Here is a 24,910-nt window from a genome sequence, read left to right as displayed (position 1 = left end):
AGCAGGTGTTGTACTATGTATTACCCGTTGTTGGCTTAGACAAACAAAAATTAAAGTAATGAATGTATTGTAAAATATATCTTGAGAAAAGGCGTATAATGGTGTGCAGAATACCAGAAAAAGGAGTGGAACATTTGCTTGCCTGGGGTTTCGTTTTTTTACTAACCATCATCATTCATACTACCGATAGCTTGTCTTATGCTCTTCGGCTTGGTGGTTTGCGAGCACGTCGGATTGGATTGGCCTTAACCGTGGCCGGAATGCTGCTGTTGGTTTCACGCACCTCCAATATGGCGCAGGGGCCTTTACTTGGAGGGATGGTCGATCAGGCTAAAGAGTCAGCACAATTGGGCGGAACGGATACGAGACTGGAACTGTATATGCACGGGGTACTGCTGGCCGCCACCGTTGGAACTATGTTTGCTATATTACTGTATCCAACAGTGGTGCGCATGTCAGCCAGATGGATTGTGCATTTGGAGCATACTGGATCTATTCCAGCTTTAATACGTCATTTAATGAGTCGAAATCGCTGGAAGCATGCAGGCTACTACATAAAGCGCCCTAGCTGGTCCATGCTTACCTCCCTGATCAGTGGAGTGATCCCCAAGCGTCTAATTATTTTAAATATTGCCGTTACCGCAATTTATACAACTGGAGTGGTATCTGCCTTGTATGCGTCATTTCTATGGCCCGCCCAAGGTACGGCAATGTCAATGTCGTCAGGCTTAATCAATGGCGTCGCAACGGTATTGTTGACCTTGTTAATTGATCCAAGATTGGCGGTGTTGTCAGAAAAAACGCTACGAGGGGAGCTACCCCTAATTCGGATGAATAGTGTGTACGGTTGGATGATCATCTCGCGTTTGGCAGGAACTTTATTAGCTCAGCTATTGCTGGTACCGCTAGCCATTTGGCTTGGGTGGGTGATGAGCTAGATCGTAAAGATGTGCTGCCATATCCAAAAAAGGCTGACCCGTGACCATCTAATAAAGATGATTCCGGGTCAGCCTTAATGATTTTACGGCTGCTTACTTTTCAAATAATGACTTATATGCTCCATATCCTTCACGCTCCAAGTCTTCCTGAGGCACAAAGCGGAGCGCGGCAGAATTGATACAATAACGCAAACCCTCTGGACCTGGACCATCATCGAATACGTGCCCTAAATGGGAGTCTGCTTCGCGACTTCGCACCTCGGTACGAATCATGAAATGGCTGAGATCGGTCTTTTCTTTGACATTGTAACTGCGCAACGGACGGGTAAAGCTAGGCCAGCCGCAACCCGCATCATATTTGTCCAGTGAACTAAACAAAGGCTCTCCTGATACGATATCCACGTAAATGCCTTCAGCTTCATGATCCCAAAACTCATTTTGAAATGGGCGCTCGGTCGCGTTTTTTTGTGTTACTTCGTATTGAATAGGCGTCAGCCGATCTTTGAGCCCGGACTTATCAATCTTGGCAGCCCAATTTTGCTCAATAAAATCTTCACGTCCCGACCCTTTGCGGTAGCGTTTGTAGTGAGCGGGGTTTTTCTTATGATAGTCCTGATGATATTCTTCTGCTTCATAAAAAGTTGCGGCAGGCAGAATAGATGTTGCAATGGGCTTGTCAAAACGGCCACTTTGAGCGAGAGCTTCTTTGGAAGCCTCTGCCTTGATGCGTTGTTCATCATTATGATAGAAAATAGCCGTTTGGTAGGATGAACCTCTATCGTGAAATTGTCCACCTTCATCCGTTGGATCAATCTGTTGCCAAAATAACTCCAACAGTTTTTCATACGGGAACACTTGGGGGTCGAATGTAATCTGCACGGCTTCCACATGTCCCGTTGTTTCAGAGCATACCTCTTCATAGGTAGGATTTTCGGTATGTCCCCCTGTATATCCAGATCTAACCTTCAAAATACCGGGCATTTCCTCAAAAGGGGAGACCATGCACCAGAAGCAGCCGCCCGCAAAAGTTGCCTTTTCTACCGTGTTTGGATTGTTGGTGCTCATATTTTATCACTCCAATCTGAGAATGTTTAATTAGTTGTTATTTAAATAGCTTACAATTAAATTATATACGGGATTTTTGCAAAATCCAACGAAACATCAGAAAGTACTCAGCTGCGTAGCTGTAGTGTGTCCCAAAAAAAGCAATCAAACATACTACAGAACCGGTACAAACTCATTGCCATCATGTTTTATTGCCGCGCCTAACTCTTTTTCGGTAAAGTACAAATCCGCCACCTACCAGTGCAGTATATAGCAGCAAAATAAGTAAACCCGTGATTGGATGTTCCGCAAAGGTACCGCCTGCATAAGCATACACTGCAATTGCGGGAAGCTTGCCGATCGCTGTGCCTAGCATAAAGCTCCAGAACGGAAACCCTGCTACTCCGGCATATACATTTACAGCTGCCTGAGGAATGACTGGAATCAGGCGAGCCAGTAGCACAGCAGTAAAAGGCTCTTTCTCCATGACCTGATTGAAACGCTCCAGTGCGGGAACACGCTCCAAATAGGCACGTCCTTTGTCACGGAACAGGGTACATACGGCACTGTAAACGACCAACGCAGCGAAAGTAGTGCCAAGCCAGCAAATCAGAGCACCTTGCCAGGCGCCTGCTGCATAAGCAATGGAAGCGATAATCAGCTTGTAAGGGATAAACGGAATTAACGCGAATAAAAATGCGAGCAGCAGCAGAACTGGAAAGGAGGTTTGCTTGTCTGCCCATGCGAGCCAATCATATCTGTAGATAAACGCGATGCAGAGCAGCGAAACATAAGCTGCGGGGAGTAACCATTTTTTCATTTACATACCTCTTTCAATATCCCTGTTCGGCTTATTGCTTATACAGAAAAAAATAGGGTTCACATTCCCAAAAATGTATGCTATACTGCCACTAACAGAATAGTTCCCAAAGGGGAGTAGCTCAGCGAGTAAAGTCGTCATTACGGGATTCTTAATCCCCGGCTTTATTGGCAACGTAATGTTGTAAGCGAGACCTTTGCCAGGATTTTAGGAATCCGGGTAAATGGTCTTTTTTTGATGCCAAAATGGGGTCAAGCGCCGTTTCCGGATTCTGCGAAATGGCGCTTTTTTAGTATAAAGCGCTGAACTATGTACAGTATAACAAATAAATAAAGAAGGTGGGAGAAACGTATGGATTTTTTGTCAATTGAGTTTTTAACCGCATTATTGTCCATCATTATCATTGATCTGGTACTAGCTGGTGATAATGCGATCGTAATCGGCTTGGCAGCGCGGAATGTTGATAAGGCCAATCAAAAGAAGGTCATTATCTGGGGGACGGTGGGAGCAGTCATCATTCGTGTGATTGCTACCGTGCTGGTCACATACTTACTGCAAATATATGGATTGCGTTTGGTTGGGGGTCTCGCCCTTATCTATATCGCCTATAAGTTGTTGGTCGAAGAGAAAAAACATGAAATTTCAGCTACAAATCAGATGTGGGCAGCGATTCGCACCATTATTATTGCGGATACAATGATGGGACTCGATAATGTGCTTGCTGTTGCGGGAGCCGCTCATGGAGATATGCTACTTGTTATTCTCGGTCTGGCAATTTCCGTTCCGATCATGGTGTGGGGAAGCACGATTATTCTGAAACTGACAGAACGTTACCCGGTAGTGATTACGATTGGAGCCGCAGTATTAGCGTATACCGCTGCTAAAATGGTGGTGGCTGAGCCATTAATTGCACACTGGTTCGCAAATGGAGTCGTTAAATATGGTTTCGAAGCCTTGGTTGTAGTTTTGGTTGTAGCCATTGGGATGCGTGTTAAAAAAATAAAAAGTGAGAAAACAAAAAAGGAAGCATTGCACGCATAAGCTGACTTATATTGAAGTAATCTGGTTGAAGCTGGATACTCAAGTCTTAGAGGCTGTTCCGTCAGGTCCATCTGGATCGGGAGTAGCCTCTTTTCTTTGCTTGTCAGCGGACTTCCATGTAAACTAGACAACAGATGAAATGAGTGATTAGAGGTGGAACGATATGGGCAAGCAAATTAAGACAAGAGTAGCGATTGCAGGATTGGGTGGAATCGCTCGTAAAGTGTACCTGCCGTTACTGTCTGCACACCAAGGCGTAGACATCGTAGGTGTCATGAACCGTTCACAGGAGCCGGTTAGTTCTACTATGGAGCAGTATAGACTACCTAGAGGAACGACGGATGTGAAGGAAATGCTGGCATGGGAGCCGGAAGCTGTATTTATACATGCGGCCACCGAAGCTCATTTTGACCTAGTCATGGCGTGTATTGAAAAAGGGATAGCGGTGTACGTGGATAAACCATTGTCCTATGATGTTCGTCAGAATCTGGAAATGACTGCTTTCGCGGAGGCACAGGCTGTACTGCTGGCGGTAGGTTTTAATCGACGTTTTGCTCCGCACTATGTGGCTGCAAAAGCTTGGCTAGAGGAAGTGGGCGGTTTCAGTCAATGTGCGGCGATTAAACACCGAACTGGATATGATCGTAGACCGGCGGCACAGACGGTTTATGATGATTTAATTCATATGCTTGATTTGCTATTGTGGCTGGGTGGTGATAATTATGAGCTACTGCATAGTAGTCTGCATACAACGAGTGAAGGTTACATGGACGCTGCATTTGGGACTTTGCGTTTGGGGGATGCTGCCGGTACATACAGTATGAGCAGACAGGCAGGGGCTGACATAGAGAAGCTGGAGCTTCACGGGGCAGGACGGTCTGTTGAGGTAACGAATATGGAACAGGCTGTTTTCATGCAAAAAAATAATTTATCACAAACTCAAACTTTTGGAAGTTGGGATACAATATTAGAAAGACGGGGATTTACCGGGGTGGTGAATCATTTTCTGGAGCATATTCATCGTCCGGAGGAATGCGCTATACAAGCTGGAAAAGTCCTGGAAAGCCATATGCTGGCAGAAGAACTGATTAGTCGTTTGCGTAATTAATAAGGAACCATGACGATCGAGACATCAAGAGTTATAGGTTGAAGGAGAAATGTATCAATGGAAGACAACCGCGGAAAACAGTTAGAAGAAGCCATCATTGAAAATTATAAGCAAGAAGAAGATATGATGATCCTTGTGTTTGCTCAATGGTGCATTAATAACGGCTTGGAGCCAGAGGAATTATATCGTGTAGCGTATCCACAGCAGGATAGCAACGAGCGTCTGCTACGAATACGCAAGCTGACTGTATCACGCGAAGAAGCAGGTGATATTCCGCTGGATACAGTATTAGGAGTGCTGTCTATGTTCGGAAATGAGGACTTGGCAATGGTTGTATCCGAGGCGGCCGCTCAGCTCCCGTCGGAACGGAAATAAGTCCAAGCATCTGGTAAAATCATTTAGGGCATCGTGGAAATAACCGTTTTTATTAGAGTATATTGTTGATCGGGAGGATGCGCTGATAATGGAAGATATACCTATGCCAAGTACTTGTAAAGGCTGTGAAAGAGATATCGCTTTATCGGAAGAGCAAATTGCCAGAATTCTAAACAATATGAGACCCAAAATGGAATGTGTAAACGATGAAGTGTACGAAGCCAGACTGTTGGCCTGCGCACAATGCGAGGAGTTAATGTCGGGGCATACATGTGGCATTAGCGGAAGTATTGTTCGTATACGTGCCTTGGCAGCAGCTCAAAATTGTCCCAGCTACCATGGTTCACGTTGGCAGGGAACAGCTTGAAATGTAAAGCCCAGACTCAGTTAAACCTGAGATTACAGGCTAAAGTAGTCATCCCCTGGTCTGCCTTAATGGCAGACCTTTTTAGTTTGCTTGGACTTTGCTGTTAGCAATTGACAAATTGTAGACAATAAAATATATTAAACACGTAAAATGTTTTTGTTTAATTATTAATATTTATATTAATTAAAGGATTACTAGATGTGACAATGTGTACAGTAGAGTTCGAAAAAGAACAGAAGTGTAAGTGAAGTTCACGCAATTATGAAAGCGTAATCATTTGTGTGATGTTCCAACAATCTTAATGTTCTGGGAGGGTTTGTTGTGAAGGGTTCTGTTATTGTAAATACCGATTGGGAACAGGGTGTTATTAATAAAAATATTTATGGGCAATTTGCTGAGCATCTTGGACGATGCATTTATGAAGGCTTATGGGTGGGACAGGACTCTCCAATCCCTAACACTGACGGAATTCGAAATGATGTGGTGGAAGCGCTGAAACAGCTGAACATTCCTGTGCTGCGCTGGCCTGGGGGCTGTTTTGCGGATGAATATCATTGGAAAGATGGGATTGGACCGAAAGAAAACCGCAAAAGAATGGTAAATACGCACTGGGGCGGTGTGGTTGAAAATAACCATTTTGGTACACATGAGTTTTTCCAGCTGTGTGAACTATTGAATGCAGAGCCGTATATTTGTGGGAATGTAGGCAGTGGTACAGTGCAGGAAATGTCGGAGTGGGTAGAGTACATGACCTTTGACGGGGAGTCCCCTATGGCTGCATGGCGTCAGGAAAACGGTCGTGAAAAACCTTGGAAGCTCAAATATTTTGGAGTAGGTAACGAAAACTGGGGCTGTGGCGGTAACATGCGCCCTGAATATTATGCCGACTTGTATCGCCGCTATCAGACATATGTACGTAACTATGGAGAGAATCGCATTTATCGTATAGCAGGCGGGGCGAATGTGGATGATTACCGTTGGACCGAAGTGCTGATGCGCGAAGCCGGACACCTTATGGACGGTTTGAGTCTGCATAACTATACAATCCCGGGGAGCTGGGAAGGGAAACGGCACGCAGTTGGTTTTGATGAAGCGGAATGGTTTGAGACGATGAAAAAATCACTGCATATGGATGAACTGATTACTCGTCACTCTGCCATTATGGACCAATATGATCCTGACAAACGGGTCGGGCTGATCGTCGATGAATGGGGAACTTGGTTCCTGACCGAGCCGGGTACCAATCCTGGCTTCCTTTATCAGCAAAATACGATGCGGGATGCGCTGGTAGCCGGACTACACCTGCACATATTCCATAATCATCATGATCGTGTGCAAATGACCAACATTGCTCAAATGGTCAACGTTTTGCAAGCGATGGTTTTGACAGAAGGCCCTGCTATGCTGTTGACCCCGACATACCATGTATTTGAAATGTTCAAAGTGCATCAGGATGCACAAGCACTGGCAATTTATGCGAAGGTAGGCAATTATGAGTATGATGGAGATTCCATCCCACAAGTAAGTGTGTCCGCCTCTAAGGCACAAGATGGCTTTATTCATATAAGCTTATGCAACGTCCATCCAGGTGAATCAGCAAATTTGAGCCTTGAGCTAAGAGGGCTCGAAGAGGTTAAGGAGATCAATGGTGTTGTCTTAGCCAGTGACGATATGCAGGCACATAATACATTTGATCAGCCAGAGCGGGTGAAAAAGGAAGCTTTTACATCTTATCAGCTGCAAGATCAGCATTTGGATGTTACGCTGCCGCCGATGTCGGTAGTGATGCTGACAATTGCTCCGTAAAAACAGATTGTGGTATGTGAGTAGTATCGGTATATTGTTATAAAAAAAGAGAGCGTCCTCCGGAACGCTCTCTTTTTCCTACAATTGCTCGCGGTGAATCAATCTGAATTCCTTGGGTGACATGCCAAAGCGGGAACGAAATACACGGTGAAAGTATGTGTAGTTCGCAAATCCTGATGATTCGGCGGCTTGTTCCAGTGACATGGGACTGAAAATGATACGCTCCCTTGCCATGTTGAGCCTGATATCCAGTGTGTACTGCATAATGCTCGTATCGAACGTTTCCTTAAACAGGTGTACCGCTCGGGATACACTGATCCCGACGTGTGAAGAGACATCATCCAGCTTAAAATTAGATGATGCATTTTCTTCAATATAATTTTTTATCTGATAAGCAAGATAGTTATGATGAGTAGCAATGGGTTGCTCGGATAGTATACGGTCAAACTCCAAACATAAAATGCGTATGTAATAGCTTGATATTTCCGGGTAAGGATTAGAAATACGTCGCTGCTCCAACACGAGCTGACGAAATAGACCAAGCAGGGCTTCTGTGAGTTGAACCTTAATTCGGTTGGGACGTTTGTGATGATTCCACCACTCATCTACCCACGGACCACCGAAAAAAATGTGATAATCCCCACTTTCAACAACCTGTTCTCCCATGGGATTCAACTCACTGTGAATATCCAGTTCATAAGGCTCGGTTGGATTGAACAGCAGCAGATCACCTGCCTCAATCCGTGTCATTTTCCCGTCAATGCGTGCTTGACAGCGTCCATCTGTTTGCAGACGGAATAAATAATTTTTGATTCCATCAGGCTGGTTCGAATAAAAGGGCTTACGGTGGAAGGAATAGCCTGCGGTAAGAACCTGGCAAGGCTCAATGATAGACATGATGATGACTCCTTTGGGCATATGGCTGTTTCAAATATTGACCAGATTGTTCATGTTTTAATCATATTATTCATTTTAAACGAAAGCAAAATAGAATACCATGTGAACTGTAAAGCTTACATGTTAGATGAGAAAGTACATGTTAGAGGCCAAGGAGTGTGAAGACGTAAAACGAATCAAGGCCGGGATTATCAGCTGTGGTAACACTAGCTCGGTATATCTTAAAATTCTCCAAACCAACCCGCCCTTTGAAGTAGTGACCTTTGGTGATCTATTGAATGGAAGGGCCAAGGAGAGGTCGATAAATTGAGTGTTGAAAACGTATACAAAACGAATGGATTGATGCTTCGACCTGAGATGGAGCTTGCATTTACTGCCGGTACCTGGCTGCCAGGCACTGCAGATGTGCGATACCAGAGGCGGGCAAGCAGGTGTAATGGAACAGATATAACGGAAATTCATCCTGACAAAGAGGTGAAGGAGAATGACTAAAGTAGGATTGCAATTATACACAGTTAGGGAAGAGCTTGAACAGGATTTTGAAGGTACATTGCGCAAGGTAGCTGAGCTGGGCTACAAAGGGGTTGAGTTTCATAACTTTTTCGGACGTAGTGCCAAGGATGTCAGAGCGCTTTTGGATGAGCTGAATCTGGAGGTTGTCGGAACCCATATACAATACAGCCGCTTGCTGCATCATTTGGATGAGGAAAGTGCATATCACAAAGAATTGGGCAATAAATACCTCATTGTTCCTTATTTAACCGAAGAAGAGCGGGAGTGGGATGACCTTTTTGTTAATCTGAATCGTATTGGTGAAAAAGTAAAGGAGCATGGGTTGATACTCGCCTATCACAATCATGATTTTGAACTAACAGAGAAAATCAATGATCGCCCGGTATTCGATGCTCTATATGATGCGGTTCCCGATGATTTGTTACAGGTCGAAATGGATACTTGTTGGGTATACTATGGAGGCTATGATCCAGTGGAATACATCGGACGATATCGTGGACGCCTACCTATCATTCACTTAAAGGATATGGCACGTGACGAGCAGCAGAAAGCAATTACTGTAGAGTTAGGCAAAGGAGAAGTGCAGCTTCAGGCTATTACAGACGCCGCTATTGAAGCAGGTGTGGATTGGGTTGTCGTGGAACAGGATTTCAGCTCAAATCCTCCAATCGAAAGCATTGAAACCAGTATGAAGTGGCTCCAACAATACGCAGCTCAAGGGGGAAATATTCATGTCTAAAACACTCAAGATCGGGATTATCGGTTGTGGGGGCATTGCCAACGGCAAACACTTGCCGAGTCTTGCCAAGCAAAAGAGAGCAGAAATCATTGCTTTCTGTGACATTATACCAGAACGTGCTGAAGAGGCAGCTGAAAAGTATGGTGCAGAAGGATCGCAAGTTTATAGTGATTACCGTCAGTTGCTAGAAAATAAAGACATTGAAGTTGTACATGTATGTACCCCTAACGACTCGCACTCAGAAATTACAGTAGCGGCGCTGGAGGCAGGTAAGCATGTGCTATGTGAAAAGCCGATGGCTAAAACTGCTGAGCAGGCACGGGAAATGCTTGATGCGGCCAACCGTACAGGCAAAAAGCTGTCCATTGCTTATCAAAATCGTTATCGTGATGACAGTCTGTATCTGAAGCAATTGGTCGAGCAAGGAGAGCTTGGTGAGATTTATCTGGGTAAAGCCATTGCTCTACGCCGCCGTGCGGTTCCAACCTGGGGAGTGTTCTTGGATGAAGAGAAACAGGGGGGTGGCCCGCTTATTGATATCGGCACACACGCACTCGACCTGACACTTTGGCTGATGGATAATTACAAGCCTAAAAGCGTACTAGGTTCAACCTTCCATAAGCTGGGAGACCGAAAAAATGCAGCAAACGCTTTTGGACCGTGGAATCCTGATGAATTTAAAGTAGAGGACTCAGCTTTTGGATTCATCACCATGCAAAATGGAGCTACAATTGTATTGGAATCCAGCTGGGCATTAAATGTTGTAGAGTTTGGTGAAGCCAAGACGTTGTTATGCGGTACCGAAGGCGGAGCAGATATGCAGGATGGATTGCGCATTAACGGAGAAAAAAATAGCCGTTTGTTTGATACAAAAATAGATCTGAATGCAGGAGGAGTTGCCTTTTACTCCGGTGAAACGGAAAATGAAGCAGACCGTGAAGCCCGTCTGTGGATCGAATCTATTCTGGACGACAAAGAACTTCTTGTGAAGCCGGAGCAGGCACTGGTTGTTACTGAAATTTTGGAAGCCATCTATGAATCGGCCCGCACGGGAAAAGCAGTTTACTTTGACTAAGCCTGTAATTATCCCGAATAGACAATCACTATAATGAAAGCAGCTTTTTTCACATATGATACAGGGAGGGATTTCTTTTGAAACTTGGAGTATTTATGGTGCTGTTTGGTGGACGTTCGCTGGAGGAGGCGCTGGATTATGTGGCTTCTCAGGGATTGGATGCTGTAGAAATTGGAACAGGTGGCAACCCGGGAGATAAGCATTGCAAGCCTGATGAGCTGCTGGAGAACGATACGGCGCTCAAAAATTTTAAAAAGGCAGTAGAATCTCGCGGACTAACGATTAGCGCGCTTAGCTGTCATGGCAATCCTCTTCACCCGCAAAAGCATTTGGCACAGGCAGATCATGATGCATTTTTGAAAACAGTCCGCTTGGCGGAAAAGCTGGAAGTTCCTGTTGTGAACACTTTCTCAGGCTGTCCGGGGGATCACGAGGACGCGAAGTATCCAAACTGGCCCGTGGCTCCGTGGCCTAATGATTTTCAAGAAGTATTGAAGTGGCAATGGGAAAATAAAATTATTCCTTACTGGACCGAGACAGGTAAATTTGCAGCAGATCACCATGTTAAAATAGGGCTGGAGTTACACGGGGGCTTCTCCGTGCATACACCAGCAACCTTACTTCGTTTGCGTGAAGCGGCAGGAGAGGTCATTGGTGCTAATTTGGACCCGAGCCATATGTGGTGGCAGGGAATTGATCCCGTACAGGCGGTTCAAATTTTGGGCCGAGAGGGAGCCATCCACCATTTCCATGCCAAGGATACGACGATTGATCCGATCAATGTTAATAAATACGGACTTACTGATATGCAGGAGTATACGAATATGTTAGATCGTGCATGGCAGTTCCGTACTGTGGGCTATGGTCATGATGTAAAAACCTGGGCAGACATTATCAGTGCTCTGCGTCTGGTGGGATACGATTATGTAGTGAGTATTGAGCATGAAGACGGTCTGATGTCTGTAGAAGAAGGCTTTACTAAGGCTGTCCATAATCTTCGCCAGGTCCTGATTGAAGAACCGCTTAGCGAGATGTGGTGGGTCTAACCTAATAGGGGGAACTGTGATGATTAACGTCACCATTTGGAATGAATTTCTGAACGAGAAGTTAAATGAAGAAGCCAAACGGATTTATCCTAACGGCATACACCAAGCATTGGCTGACGGCTTGGCAGATGAAGGTTTTGCCATTCGAACAGCTACTCTGTGTGATAATGCCGAGCATGGTTTGGGAGAAGAAATCCTCAATTCCACAGATGTGCTGCTGTGGTGGGGACATAAAGCCCACGATCAGGTGAGCGATGAAGTTACAGCGCGTGTCATCAAGCGTGTGCAGGAAGGGATGGGCCTCATCGTACTGCACTCAGGCCATTTTTCTAAGCCATTTAAAGCTCTGATGGGCACCAGTTGTGATTTAAAATGGAGAGTTGCAGGAGAGCAGGAGATTATTTGGTCAGTAAATCCGTCACATCCCATTGCAGAAGGGATAGACGCCAAAATTCTCTTAGAGCAGGAAGAGATGTATGGAGAGTTCTTTGATATTCCTGCGCCGGATGAACTGGTCTTTATCAGTAACTTTGAAGGCGGCGAAGTATTTAGAACTGGATGCACCTTCCATCGAGGCAGTGGTAAAATATTTTATTTCAGACCAGGGCATGAAACCTATCCAACTTATTACCAACCTGATATTTTGAAGGTCATTGCTAACAGCATCCGTTGGGCTTCTCTGACAAGTAATAAAAAACCAATATATGGTAGGAGTGAACCAGTAAGGCCTCTTGGTGGAGTGTTGGTATAGTTACAATTATCACATTATGATAAATTCTATAAAGAACAGATTTACAGGCGGAACCTCTGGGATTCCGCCTTTTTGTATTTAACGAATTAGACATATACCTGCCGCATTGGTTTGTTGTATAATCAGTTTTGGTCATGGCAACTTTATCATCACAGGTAATTAAATTTAAGAAAGTGTTTTCTTTCGGGATAAAGTATGCTAAAATGATATATACTAACAAAAGGAAAGCTTTATCAAACCGAAATGCAAAAGAAGGTGAAAAATTTGGAGAGTCAACCGCAATTTACAAAAATGTGTCCGCGTTTTGAAACCGCCTTTTCATGTCTGGGTAAGCGCTGGAATGGATTGATTATTCAATCCATGATGAGCGGTCCCAAGCGGTTTAAGGATATTTCCAATCTGATTCCCACAATGAGTGACAAAATGTTATCAGAGCGGATGAAGGATCTGGAAAATGAAGGGATTCTTACACGCCATGTATATCCGGAAACTCCTGTCCGCATTGAATATGAGCTAACCACCAAAGGTCGTGCACTTCAGCCGGTTATGGAGCAGATTCAATTTTGGGCTGAGGAATGGATTAGATGATCACCAAACTCATTAAGTGTTTTTCATAGCAAAACAGCCTTTTCCTAGGAAAAAGGCTGTTTTTTTATTTTGTGATAGGCAGTACGGCTTAATAGCTTTTAGCACGGCCTGCTACTGAGAATACTCCGGCTGTTGTACGGCGGGGGACACGGGATTGAATATCCAGTGCGGCTGTACGAAATGTGCCTAAGCACGAGTGGCAAAGTCTTCCTGCATAAATGGGAGAACGGCAGGACTCGCAAGGATAATCAAGCTGACTGTATGTGGAGGGAAATTTGCCTGCTCTTACCCAATCTGTGAGCAAATCCATAGGTGTGCCAGTCACATCACTGAGTTGGCGGGTATGAGTAGAAGGATGCCTCCATAGATAGTTAGAACAGCGGTCAAAGAATATATTTTCTTCTTGAATACAAGTGCTACACAGGTTTCTAAGATTTTGACGGAAAATGGAACCGCATTTTGGGCAATTCGAAGTATGTATCTCCATAGAAACCAGTCCTTTGTATCGGAATATAGTAGTATTTTAAAATTTATTAGTTACATATTACTATGACTTTATACCTATATCAATCTTTATTTAAAGAAATTGCTGATCTTTGAGTATATGCTGGCATCGAGATTGACATTACTCTATTACTTATGTATTATAACTTACATAAAGTTACTATATGAATAAAATAAACTGTATACGATAAGGAGATTTTAATGATACCATCTTTATTTTTAGCTCACGGATCACCTATGCTTGCTATTGAACAGACGGACTATACTGCATTTTTAGAGGAGTTGGGGAAAAGCATTCATCCTAAGGCGATTGTTATCTTTACAGCTCACTGGGAGACACAAATGTTAACGATTAGTTCAATGGATGACATATACGATACAATTTATGATTTTGGAGGTTTCCCACCGGAACTGTACGAAGTGAAATATCCAGCACATGGTTCTGTTGAACTAGCTAATAAGTTGAAAAAGTTATATGAACAAAACGGCATCGAGGTACAAACTGATCATGTGAGAGGACTGGATCATGGTTCCTGGACATTGTTGCATCGTATGTATCCTGAGGCAGACATTCCGGTAGTTCAGATTTCCGTAAATCCGTACCTCTTGCCCAAAGCACAATTTGCCATTGGTGAAGTGCTGCGTGAGTTGGGAGAACAAGATATTCTGGTCATTGGCAGTGGCGTGACTGTCCATAATCTACGTATTGTCAAATGGGGAGAAACGAAAACGGAACGTTGGGCAATTGATTTTGATGACTGGATTATCGAAAAAGTGCAAAGCGGAGATATAGAAGCTTTAGATCACTATGAAAGCGAAGCGCCGTATGCTCGTCAGGCTGTACCTAGAGCAGAACACTTTGTACCGTTGTTTATTGCAATGGGTAGTGGCGACCCTGCAAACAAAGCTAAGGTCATCCATAGAAGCTATGAGATGGGAAATTTAAGTTATCTATGTTTGCAGTTTTAAAGTGGGTAGGCAGAAGAAGGTCGAGTTATGTGCTTTGTTAATGTCCCATCCGTTCTCTAAAAAATGGGGAGTGGAATAAAATTAGGGAGTGTTATAAGCTAATAATGGCTTACAGCACTCCCTTTTACATTAAAAAAATTTATTATATCCGGCAAATCTCACGTGGGCACAATTCACAATGACATACACCTTGCAGCATTTCCAAATCCTTGACAACAATCATACCATTATCGTATTCGACTGCATTTTTCTTACGCAGATCACTGAGCATCCGATTTACACTTTCCCGGGTAGCACCGATCATATTTGATAAGTCAGTATGAGTAATTTTTTTATGAATCAGAATATAGTCGCCGTGAGGCTCACCATAGGTGTTGCATAGTCGGATGAGTGTGGAACATAGAGCGCCAGGCTTGCCGTACATCATCAAATCGCGGAACTTGGTCTGGGTAATGCGGTGATGCGATCCCATCCATTTCATAAAGTCAATCGCAAAATCACAATGCTGACAAATAAGCAACTCCAAATCTGTATGATCGATTACGCCAATATCACTGTCCTCCAGAACCTCAGCAGAAAAGGAATGCTTAGTGCCGAAGAAAGGATCAGCTTGACCAACAAGATCGCCGCTTTGATACATATATAGAATAAGTTCCTTACCCTCATCCGTTGTTTTGGTCACTTTTACGCGTCCGCGCTTAATATAAAACAGCTTATCCGCTGTATCTCCTTCCCAGAACAGATGCGAACTTTCTGGCATAACTCGATCTTTCATCATCACTTGCAGCCGGTTGAAGCTGGCCTCCGAGAAGCAACAGGTGTTGCCGCGGGCTTCCATTACATTTGTAGGGTTTCTCATCGTCCATTTCCCCTTTGTATCCTATGTTATTTTATCTGCAACTTGATCAATTCAAATTCATTATATACCTGTGCAATGCGTTTTTGGGGCAAGATGAGGGGGTAAAAGTGGCAGAATTCCAAACTTTGTGATTTAATTCACTTCATAAAATAAAATTTTAAATAGATTGTGAAAAAAATCACAAAATATCTTAGAAAGCTGTGTTACGATCAGTGCGTGAACAAGAGATAGTACACGAGATAACAGGAGGATGAGGGAAATGGCTGTTAAAAACGAGGTTATCCAAAAAGAGCAAAGCGCAGAGCAGTATATTCAAACGCTGATTGACCGGGCGAACCGGGCACAGCAAGCTTTCATGAGTATGAATCAGGAGCAGATTGACGAAATCGTACAAGCTATGGCACTCGCAGGGATGGATAAGCACATGCACCTCGCGAAGTTGGCTGTTGAAGAAACAGGACGCGGTGTGTACGAGGACAAAATCACCAAAAACATGTTTGCAACAGAATATGTCTACCATAGCATCAAAAATGAGAAAACCGTCGGTGTCATTGAAGACAATGACTTTGATAGTTTTCAAAAGATAGCTGAACCAGTCGGTATTATCATGGGGATTACTCCAGTAACAAACCCAACTTCGACTACGATGTTCAAAGCGTTAATTGCCATTAAAACACGTAACCCAATCATTTTCGGCTTCCATCCATCTGCTCAATCGTGTAGTGCGGAAGCAGCCCGCGTCTTGCTTGAAGCAGCTGTTAAACATGGTGCTCCAGCGGATTGTATTCAATGGATTGAAGCACCTTCGATGGATAAAACAAATGTACTGATGAACCACTCTGATGTAGCGTTGATTTTGGCAACTGGTGGATCAGGCATGGTTAAGGCAGCTTATAGCTGTGGTAAACCTGCACTTGGCGTAGGTCCTGGTAACGTACCTTGCTTTATTGAGAAAACAGCCGATATCAAACAGGCCGTGAACGACCTTATCCTTTCTAAATCTTTTGATAACGGTATGATTTGTGCTTCGGAACAAGCTGTAATTATTGAAGAGCCTATCTTCGAGCAAGTGAAGAAATTGATGATTGCTAATGGTTGCTACTTTGTAAATAAAGAAGAGGCAGCTAAGCTCACTCAAGGAGCTATGAATGTAGAAAAATGTGCAGTGAACCCGGCCATTGTCGGCCAGTCTGCTGTAAAAATCGCTGAAATGAGCGGTATTACAGTACCAGCAGGAACCAAAATTTTGGTCGCTGAAATTGAAGGAGTAGGAACCAAATTCCCATTATCTGCGGAAAAATTGAGTCCGGTATTGGCTTGCTACAAAGTAAAAAATGCAGAGCAAGGTATCCAACGTGCTGCTGAAGTCGTAGAGTTCGGCGGTATGGGTCACTCGTCAGCTATCCATTCGCAAGATGAGGATGTTATTGCTCGCTTCGCAGACCGTTTGCAAACAGGACGTATCATTGTAAATGCACCTTCCACACATGGCGCAATCGGTGATATTTACAATACCAACCTTCCTTCGTTGACACTTGGTTGCGGTTCGTACGGTCGTAACTCGACTTCGTCGAACGTATCTGCAGTTAACTTGATTAATGTGAAAAGGGTGGCGAAACGGACGGTGAATATGCAATGGTTCAAAGTACCTTCCAAAATCTATTTTGAAAAAAATTCGACACAGTATCTTGCTAAAATGCCTGATATCACACGTGTAGCCATTATCACTGACCCTATGATGGTGAAACTCGGATATGTGGACCGTGTCATCCATTATTTACACCAGCGTCAAACACCGGTTGCTATTGAAGTGTTCTCCGAAGTAGAGCCAGATCCATCGACAGTTACGGTAGAGCGCGGTACTGAAATGATGAGACGTTTCCAACCGGATTGCATCATCGCACTCGGCGGCGGTTCGCCAATGGATGCTGCTAAAGGCATGTGGATGTTCTATGAATATCCGGATACTGATTTCAATAACTTGAAACAAAAATTCATGGATATCCGTAAACGGATTTACAAGTACCCACGTCTGGGTCAAAAAGCACAATTTGTGGCTATCCCTACAACTTCGGGTACAGGTTCGGAAGTTACATCGTTTGCAGTTATTACGGACAAAAACCTGGGCAACACGAAGTACCCGCTGGCTGACTATGAGTTGACTCCTGATGTGGCAATTATTGACCCTGTGTTTGTATATTCGCTGCCTAAAACTGCTGTAGCCGATACAGGTATGGACGTTCTGACCCATGCTATCGAGGCTTATGTGTCTGTAATGGCCAATGATTATACAGATGGTCTGGCAATTAAAGCTATTCAACTGGTATTCCAATACCTGGAGCAATCGGCTCTGACTGGTGATAAGCTGGCTCGCGAAAAAATGCATAATGCTTCTACACTTGCAGGTATGGCGTTTGCTAATGCATTCTTGGGGATTAACCATAGTCTCGCACATAAATGGGGCGGACAATACCATACAGCGCATGGCCGCACGAATGCTATCTTGCTGCCGCACGTTATTCGCTACAATGCGAAAAAACCGACAAAATTTGCATCGTTCCCTAAATATTCGCACTTTGTTGCAGATGAGCGCTATGCAGAAATCGCACGCATACTGGGACTGCCTGCACGTACCACTGAAGAAGGGGTTAACAGCTTAATTGACGCGATCCGTAAGTTGAACAAAACACTCGGTATCGAGGAATCGTTCCAACAACTTGGTTTCGATCCAAAAGACTTTGAATCACGTGTAGATTATTTGGCTGACCGCGCTTTTGAGGATCAATGTACAACTGCAAATCCAAAGCTGCCGCTGGTTACTGAATTGGCTGATGTATACCGTAATGCCTTCTACGGACGCTTTGATCAATAATATAATAGTATGAAGAGGCTTGTAACTAAGCATTTTCCTATACAATACCAATGCAGGCTCTCTATATAGAGGGCCTCTTGGTTTGGGAAGGGAGGTGAACGGCAAGGCTAGAGGTATACGCGTGAAGCTAGGGAAAATAAAGTGACAAAAATCACTCATATTGTGATTTTTGTCACATACTACACTCTATCATTATTCTACAATAAGAGTGTAAGAAAGGTCCCGACACTGAGCGTAAGGCATCGGTGAAAAGGCCGGGCTCAAGAAATAGTTTAAACGTGAAAAAAATCACAAGTCCGGAAGACCAAACAATTTGGAGGGATTTACATGTCGGTGATTGAGAGAGAATTACAAGAGCAACAATCTGGCTGGAGAGGTTTTAAAAAAGGAAAATGGACTAAAGAAGTTAACGTCAACGATTTTATTGAAACAAATATCTCACCTTATGTTGGCAATGAAGAATTTTTGGTTGGTCCTACCGCCAATACAACTGCATTGTGGGAAATTGTATCTGATCTTACTAAAAAAGAGTTGGCAAACGGCGGCGTTCTTGATGTAGACGTAAATACGCCATCCACCATTATTTCACATAAACCAGGCTATTTGGACAAGGACAAAGAACAAGTTGTCGGCGTACAAACAGATGCTCCATTCAAACGTTCTTTGCAGCCGTTTGGTGGAATTCGAATGATGATCGATGCTTGTAAAGCCTATGGTTTTGAAGTGCCACAAAGCATTGTTGACATTTTCACTCATATTCGTAAAACACACAACCAAGGTGTATTTGATGCTTATACAGATGAAATGAGAGCAGCTCGTAAAGCTGGGATCATTACTGGTCTGCCAGATGCATACGGTCGTGGTCGTATAATCGGTGACTATCGTCGCGTAGCTCTGTATGGTGCAGACTTCTTGATCCAAGATAAAAAACTTCAATTGAAAAGCCTTGAAGTTGATTCCATGGAAGAAGACGTAATCCGTCTGCGTGAAGAAATTTCTGAACAAATTCGTGCTTTGAATGAATTGAAACAAATGGCTGCTGAGCACGGTTTTGATATTTCTAAACCAGCTAACAATGCAAAAGAAGCTTTCCAATGGGTATATTTTGGATATCTTGCAGCGATTAAAGAACAAAATGGTGCAGCAATGTCCTTGGGACGTGTATCTTCATTCCTTGATATTTATACTCAACGTGACCTTGAGGAAGGTGCGATGAACGAAGAACAAGCTCAGGAACTGGTCGATCATTTTGTTATGAAACTGCGTATTGTTAAGTTCCTGCGTACACCTGACTACAACGAACTGTTCAGTGGTGACCCAACTTGGGTAACAGAATCCATTGGTGGTATGTCTGTCACTGGAGAAACTCGTGTTACCAAAAACAGCTTCCGCTTCTTGCACACACTGTACAACTTAGGACCTGCTCCAGAACCTAACTTGACTGTACTGTGGTCAGAAAAACTGCCTGAGGGCTTTAAAAAATATTGTGCAAAAGTTTCTATTGAAACTAGCTCCATTCAATATGAAAATGACGATTTGATGCGTCCAATCTACGGCGATGATTATGGTATTGCTTGTTGTGTATCCGCTATGAGAATCGGTAAACAAATGCAATTCTTTGGCGCTCGTGCCAACTTGGCAAAAGCTCTACTGTATGCCATTAACGGCGGTAAGGATGAAAAATCCGGCGTTCAAGTAGGACCTGAGTTCCCAGCTATTACAAGTGAAGTGCTGGATTACGAAGAAGTGTTAAGCCGTTTCAAACCTATGATGGAATGGCTGGCAAAACTGTACATGAACACTTTGAATGTTATTCACTATATGCATGATAAATATAGCTACGAACGCATTGAAATGGCGTTGCATGACCGTGATATTCTTCGTACCATGGCTTGTGGTATTGCGGGTCTGTCAGTTGCTACCGACTCCTTGAGCGCCATTAAATATGCAAAAGTTAAACCAATTCGCAACGAAAAAGGAATTGCTGTTGACTTTGAAATCGAAGGCGAATATCCTTGCTACGGTAACAATGATGACCGCGTAGATACTATCGCTGTAGAACTGGTAGAAAGCTTCATGAGCATGATCCGCAAACATAAAGCTTATCGTAATGCGGTTCCTACTCAATCTGTACTGACCATTACTTCCAACGTGGTATACGGTAAGAAAACAGGTACAACACCTGATGGACGTAAAGCAGGCGAACCGTTCGCACCAGGTGCAAACCCAATGCATGGTCGTGATAAAAAAGGTGCTCTGGCATCTCTGAGTTCTGTAGCCAAATTGCCTTATGAACACAGCTTAGATGGTATCTCGAACACCTTCTCCATCGTGCCTAAAGCACTGGGTAAAGAAGAAGAAACACGCAAAACAAACCTTGTTTCGATGATGGATGGCTACTTTGGAAGCCACGCACATCATCTGAATGTCAATGTGTTTGCTCGTGAACAACTGTTGGATGCAATGGAACACCCAGAAAACTATCCACAACTTACGATTCGTGTTTCCGGTTATGCCGTTAACTTTATCAAGCTGACTCGTGAGCAACAATTGGATGTTATTAACCGTACTTTCCACGGTACAATGTAAATAAGTTTTACGTATCAAATAATACACTGACGCACGCATAGCGGATGCGGGAAGGATGATGCAACATGTTGAAAGGTCACATACACTCATTGGAAACCTTCGGGACCGTCGATGGTCCCGGCATCCGCTTCGTGCTCTTTATGCAAGGATGCTTGTTGAAATGTCAATATTGCCATAATCCGGACACTTGGGCCTTGAATGAAGGTAATCCGATGACGTTAGAAGAAGTATTGGCTGAGATTGAACCATATTTAGCCTATTACCGTTCTTCGGGAGGCGGATTAACAGTTTCCGGTGGAGAACCGACATTACAAGCTCATTTTGTAGCAGAGCTGTTTAAAGAAGTGAAACGTCGCTGGAATTTGCACACGACATTGGACAGTAACGGCTTTAATGATGCAGGTCGTATCCATGATCTACTGGACGTAACGGATTTGGTACTACTAGATATTAAACACATTGATAACGACAAGCATATTAAGCTTACAGGCAAATCCAACGATCGTATGCTAAGTACGGCCCGCTGGTTGTCTGAGCAAGGGCGAAAAATGTGGATTAGACACGTATTTGTACCGGGTATCCATGACGACGAGCAAGATCTACTCAATTTGGGACGGTTCATTGGAACGTTGAACGGAGTCGAGAAATTCGAAATTTTACCTTACCATCAAATGGGTGTTTACAAATGGGAAATGCTCGGTAAGGCATATCCGCTGGAGGGAGTTCCGTCTCCTACAGATGAAGAAGTTCAACGTGCTTACCGACTCATTGAAGAGGGTCGTCTGGAGACTGCAGGAACGAATACTGCTTGCCGTCCATCATAATGTAAATGGATCAGAACTACTTTCAGGTTATAAAGCCGCCGTCACATCAGATCAGATGGACGGCGGTTTTTTTGTTGTTGAATTTTTGCAGTCACAGGAGAAAGTTACCTTTTTTTCATGATCGTCAAAATTTCCAGAAACTTTTTGACAACTGTCGCGTCTAATAGTATGACTTTTCACGGGAATGATAATAATTTGGGGATAGAAGGAGACAGACAATGAATTTCAAGAAATGGACCATGCTCACCGCCTTGGCGGTAGCTCAGGTGGCTGCAGTAGCCCCTGTAGGAGCAGAAGCAGCATCAACAAGCGTTCAATCCACCGATTCGGTTAGCGCCCAGCAGACGACCAATGTTGCTGATTCCGGCGTTCAGAATAGTATCGGAGATCAAAATGGAACAAGCACACCAGCTAATACGGTAACACCTGATAACACGGGTGTATCCAATGATCCATTGACTGGGCTGCCTACAGATACCACTAACGGATCGAACGTAACCAATGATGTATACGGTGGAGACGGAACGATCACCAATCCTGGTGGAGCTCCAACATCCATGAATGCGAATCAACTGATTTTGTATTTGAACAGTGCTAAAATGGAACAAAACGGACAGGTATATACGGCAACTCAGCCGATGACAGTCAAAGACGGAGTTTCCTATGTAGCTATCCGTTCTCTTGTCAGCCGTGTCGGATTGCAGTTTAGTTATGACACTACCACCAAAGAAACCGTAATCACCCAAGGAACAAATGTCCTGCGCTTCAAAACAGACAGCAAAGTTTATACGGTTAACGGTGAAGCTAGACAAATGAAGGGACCGGCTTTCCAACAAAAGAACGTATTTATGGTACCGTTGACTTCGATTACACAGGCCCTAAATATTCCTTATACTGTGAATAATACAACTAAACAAGTTATCATGGATTTGAATCAGAAGCCAAAAGCTTCTTTCACGGTTCAACAAAAGGATATCTATGCGGGTGAAACTCAAGTTACGTATTTGACCAAGGAATCTTCTCCTACAGGTCTTCCGATTGTGAACCAACGTTGGGAAGGTAAGCAGGACGTATTTCAGGAGCCGGGTACATATGTAGTTACCTATTCCGTTCTTGACTCTGCTGGGAACTGGAGTGATCCTTACTCAGTAACAATTACAGTAAGACCGCCAAACCAGCCGCCGGTAGCTCTGTTTACAACGGATAAAAAAGAGTACAAGATGGGTGAAAAAATTACCATTACCGACCTGAGTACTGACGACGAAAATGCTATCACTAAGCGTGATTGGGAGAACAAGAAACTTGCCTTCTTCCAGCCAGGTGATGTAACCATTACCCTGACCGTGACTGATAAGCATGGCGCAACAGGTACCAAAAGTGAAACGATTAAAATTACGAATGAACTGCTGTACAACGAAGATGATTTCAATAAAATTTTCACGCCATATGGTGATAAATACAGTGTAGATGGCAGTCAGGTGCCTGCTATGGCTACTATTCCAGTGACAAGTACTTCTTCCCCACGTCTATTGATCCGTGCTAACAGCCCAGAGCGTGTGTTCCAGGATGGTATCGTGTATCAGGAAACCGGATCAGGCAGTACGCGTATTCTTGTCCATCATGTCAATGAAACGGGTCGAGATGTGAAGATGTACGTGATTGCGACCAACAACAATATCACTCCAACCAATATAAATGTCGAAAATTCCGGTTTTGCTGGACCATCTGAATTTGCCACAGCTGCGGGTAAAGTTTCGATTCAAAGGTACTTTCAATCTATGTTGGATGGAAGCAAGCATTCCAGCACAGTTCTAAATCCGGGTGAGAGCCGTGTTATTTTACAAGATTTGAACGCGCAAAAAATCAAGCAAAAACAAGTTATTTCTTTGTTATCCGATCTGTACACGGATCAACCTATTCAATACACGGTAGTTGTGCTAGATGCTAATGTAGATCCGTTGACTGCGTTGCCTACTCTGGCAAAACTGCCTAAGGACGGCATTCATAACCGTGGAACGTACGCAAATTCGGATATTTCACTCAATTATACCGAAGAGGTTGGTAAAACAGCTCAACGTATCGTTCTTGGTGATAATAAGGTGGACCCGAATCTGATTGGTACCGACGGTCTGGATGGCTCTTCTGCTTCCAATGCCGGCAACTTTGGTGTTGTATATAAGGTTAAGTTGGATCATGTAGCGCCGTATTCACTGATTACGTTTAACCCACGTGGAGGCGAATACGCCGGCTATGCGATGGTGAACAATCAGGTTGTGGGTATACCAACAAATGGTTCTGTGCAAGCTCCGAATGAGATGAGTGTGCTGTATCGCACAGGTCATATCGAAGAAAGTGTAGAGATGTATTTCACTGCAGCTGCTGGTAGTAATCTGCCGGTTTCCGTAGTAGTTATGCCTTTACCAGCTATTAAAAACTAATTTAAATAATCGGTGCTGTTTACCGGTATAGACCACTTGAGTCTCATCATTCACCGTTTTAAAAGTCGATGTTACTTGCAGGATATAGGCGTTCTCCCGTTGCGAACTTGGTTGCAGCACTGGAGAACGTCTTTTTCTTATGAGTAGCGCGAATATCTCTTATAATATTGACTTTAATCGTGGTATAATGAATAGATGCAAGCCTAAGCCTGCATCAGAAAACCTGAAACTATAGACAGGGGAGGGTGAAACGCATGCTGACAAAGGATGAGATTATCGCAACGATGTCCGCTCAGGGGCTGCGTATTACAGATCAACGCAAGACGTTGGCCACGTTATTTTCCGAGAATGAAGGGTATCTGTCCCCTAAAGACGTTTATGAATATATGGGTAAGAAGTACAGCGGACTTAGCTTTGATACAGTATATCGCAATCTGCGTGTAATGCAGGAATTGGGTGTACTGGAGCAGGTATCTTTTGAGGATGGGATGAAGTTCAAGGTGAGCTGTAATGAACATCATCACCACCACCATATGATTTGCTTGAGCTGTCAGAAAACATTGCCGATTTCTTTTTGTCCAATGCAAATGACAGATACAACAGATCAATTCCAAATCGTCGAGCATAAGTTTGAAATTTTTGGTTATTGCAAAGACTGTCAGCAGAAGAATGGGCATACTGAGAGTAATTCGGATGGGGGTTTCAAACAGACGAGCAGTCACACTCACAGCCACGGGGGCTACTGAA

General features: G+C 43.7%; 22 protein-coding genes. 18 read left to right on the top strand and 4 right to left on the bottom strand.

All coding sequences use genetic code 11. From position 1 onward, the window contains the following. Positions 1-134 precede the first annotated feature (134 nt). Complete coding sequence (locus MKX36_RS15245; RefSeq protein WP_017427474.1) at positions 135-938, top strand: lipid II flippase Amj family protein; 804 nt, start codon at positions 135-137, stop codon at positions 936-938. 93 nt (positions 939-1,031) lie between these two features. Here the strand turns inward: MKX36_RS15245 and msrA are convergent, their stop codons facing one another. Then, the gene (msrA, locus tag MKX36_RS15240) at positions 1,032-2,003 is read right to left on the bottom strand and encodes a peptide-methionine (S)-S-oxide reductase MsrA (RefSeq protein ID WP_016822326.1); all 972 of its coding nucleotides are present in this window, start codon (positions 2,001-2,003) and stop codon (positions 1,032-1,034) included. Between the two features lie 181 nt (positions 2,004-2,184). Beyond that, positions 2,185-2,802, bottom strand: coding sequence for a TVP38/TMEM64 family protein (locus MKX36_RS15235; RefSeq protein ID WP_340864971.1), 618 nt, complete (start codon positions 2,800-2,802; stop codon positions 2,185-2,187). A gap of 351 nt (positions 2,803-3,153) precedes the next feature. On the opposite strand from MKX36_RS15235, the gene MKX36_RS15230 reads away from it, so the two are divergent. From MKX36_RS15230 to MKX36_RS15210, 5 genes are all read left to right on the top strand, one after another. Next, positions 3,154-3,843, top strand: a complete 690-nt coding sequence (locus MKX36_RS15230; RefSeq protein WP_025365176.1) for a TerC family protein — start codon at positions 3,154-3,156, stop codon at positions 3,841-3,843. A 163-nt stretch (positions 3,844-4,006) separates the two neighbouring features. Next, positions 4,007-4,951 carry a Gfo/Idh/MocA family protein gene (locus tag MKX36_RS15225; protein WP_290409536.1) on the top strand — a complete coding sequence of 315 codons (945 nt, stop codon included), beginning with the start codon at positions 4,007-4,009 and terminating at the stop codon, positions 4,949-4,951. Between the two features lie 57 nt (positions 4,952-5,008). Further along, positions 5,009-5,326 (top strand): hypothetical protein, encoded by a 318-nt coding sequence (locus MKX36_RS15220; RefSeq protein WP_016822322.1) that lies wholly within the window; start codon positions 5,009-5,011, stop codon positions 5,324-5,326. Between the two features lie 88 nt (positions 5,327-5,414). Beyond that, positions 5,415-5,693: a hypothetical protein gene (locus MKX36_RS15215; RefSeq protein ID WP_017427479.1), complete on the top strand. Its 279-nt coding sequence runs from the start codon at positions 5,415-5,417 to the stop codon at positions 5,691-5,693. A gap of 321 nt (positions 5,694-6,014) precedes the next feature. Beyond that, positions 6,015-7,499 carry an alpha-N-arabinofuranosidase gene (locus MKX36_RS15210; protein ID WP_290409537.1) on the top strand — a complete coding sequence of 495 codons (1,485 nt, stop codon included), beginning with the start codon at positions 6,015-6,017 and terminating at the stop codon, positions 7,497-7,499. 78 nt (positions 7,500-7,577) lie between these two features. Here MKX36_RS15210 and MKX36_RS15205 read toward each other — a convergent pair whose 3' ends face one another. Further along, positions 7,578-8,396, bottom strand: a complete 819-nt coding sequence (locus MKX36_RS15205; protein WP_013371816.1) for an AraC family transcriptional regulator — start codon at positions 8,394-8,396, stop codon at positions 7,578-7,580. Positions 8,397-8,702: 306 nt separating this feature from the next. On the opposite strand from MKX36_RS15205, the gene MKX36_RS15200 reads away from it, so the two are divergent. From MKX36_RS15200 to MKX36_RS15170, 7 genes are all read left to right on the top strand, one after another. Beyond that, positions 8,703-8,888 carry a hypothetical protein gene (locus tag MKX36_RS15200; protein ID WP_290409538.1) on the top strand — a complete coding sequence of 62 codons (186 nt, stop codon included), beginning with the start codon at positions 8,703-8,705 and terminating at the stop codon, positions 8,886-8,888. After that, entirely contained in the window at positions 8,881-9,648 is a 768-nt protein-coding gene (locus MKX36_RS15195; protein ID WP_290409539.1) for a sugar phosphate isomerase/epimerase family protein, read from the top strand. Before MKX36_RS15200 ends, MKX36_RS15195 begins: the two co-directional genes overlap by 8 nt. Next, entirely contained in the window at positions 9,641-10,723 is a 1,083-nt protein-coding gene (locus tag MKX36_RS15190) for a Gfo/Idh/MocA family protein (RefSeq protein WP_016822317.1), read from the top strand. Before MKX36_RS15195 ends, MKX36_RS15190 begins: the two co-directional genes overlap by 8 nt. A 77-nt stretch (positions 10,724-10,800) precedes the next feature. Then, positions 10,801-11,769, top strand: a complete 969-nt coding sequence (locus MKX36_RS15185; RefSeq protein WP_016822316.1) for a sugar phosphate isomerase/epimerase family protein — start codon at positions 10,801-10,803, stop codon at positions 11,767-11,769. A 19-nt stretch (positions 11,770-11,788) separates the two neighbouring features. Next, positions 11,789-12,520, top strand: coding sequence for a ThuA domain-containing protein (locus MKX36_RS15180; protein WP_340864970.1), 732 nt, complete (start codon positions 11,789-11,791; stop codon positions 12,518-12,520). Between the two features lie 243 nt (positions 12,521-12,763). After that, positions 12,764-13,108: a winged helix-turn-helix transcriptional regulator gene (locus MKX36_RS15175; protein ID WP_013371810.1), complete on the top strand. Its 345-nt coding sequence runs from the start codon at positions 12,764-12,766 to the stop codon at positions 13,106-13,108. Positions 13,109-13,813: 705 nt separating this feature from the next. Then, complete coding sequence (locus MKX36_RS15170; protein WP_340864969.1) at positions 13,814-14,581, top strand: dioxygenase family protein; 768 nt, start codon at positions 13,814-13,816, stop codon at positions 14,579-14,581. Positions 14,582-14,723: 142 nt separating this feature from the next. Here the strand turns inward: MKX36_RS15170 and MKX36_RS15165 are convergent, their stop codons facing one another. Further along, on the bottom strand, positions 14,724-15,440 hold the full coding sequence (locus tag MKX36_RS15165) for a Crp/Fnr family transcriptional regulator (RefSeq protein WP_014599995.1): 717 nt from the start codon (positions 15,438-15,440) through the stop codon (positions 14,724-14,726). A gap of 259 nt (positions 15,441-15,699) precedes the next feature. On the opposite strand from MKX36_RS15165, the gene adhE reads away from it, so the two are divergent. The 5 genes from adhE to MKX36_RS15140 all read left to right on the top strand — a co-directional run bounded on the left by adhE (position 15,700) and on the right by MKX36_RS15140 (position 24,909). Beyond that, positions 15,700-18,312 (top strand): bifunctional acetaldehyde-CoA/alcohol dehydrogenase, encoded by a 2,613-nt coding sequence (gene adhE / locus MKX36_RS15160; RefSeq protein WP_016822313.1) that lies wholly within the window; start codon positions 15,700-15,702, stop codon positions 18,310-18,312. Between the two features lie 327 nt (positions 18,313-18,639). Beyond that, a complete protein-coding gene (gene pflB, locus MKX36_RS15155) occupies positions 18,640-20,901 on the top strand; it encodes a formate C-acetyltransferase (RefSeq protein WP_016822312.1) in 2,262 nt (753 codons plus the stop codon). A 65-nt stretch (positions 20,902-20,966) separates the two neighbouring features. After that, a complete protein-coding gene (gene pflA / locus MKX36_RS15150) occupies positions 20,967-21,725 on the top strand; it encodes a pyruvate formate-lyase-activating protein (RefSeq protein WP_013371803.1) in 759 nt (252 codons plus the stop codon). Positions 21,726-21,943: 218 nt separating this feature from the next. After that, positions 21,944-24,163 (top strand): copper amine oxidase N-terminal domain-containing protein, encoded by a 2,220-nt coding sequence (locus tag MKX36_RS15145; protein WP_016822310.1) that lies wholly within the window; start codon positions 21,944-21,946, stop codon positions 24,161-24,163. 254 nt (positions 24,164-24,417) lie between these two features. Next, complete coding sequence (locus MKX36_RS15140) at positions 24,418-24,909, top strand: Fur family transcriptional regulator (protein WP_016822309.1); 492 nt, start codon at positions 24,418-24,420, stop codon at positions 24,907-24,909. Position 24,910 lies beyond the last annotated feature (1 nt).

Source organism: Paenibacillus sp. FSL W8-0439 (assembly GCF_038008995.1).
GTDB classification, from domain to species: Bacteria; Bacillota; Bacilli; order Paenibacillales; family Paenibacillaceae; genus Paenibacillus; species Paenibacillus polymyxa.
This window is presented reverse-complemented; position numbering and strand designations above follow the sequence as displayed.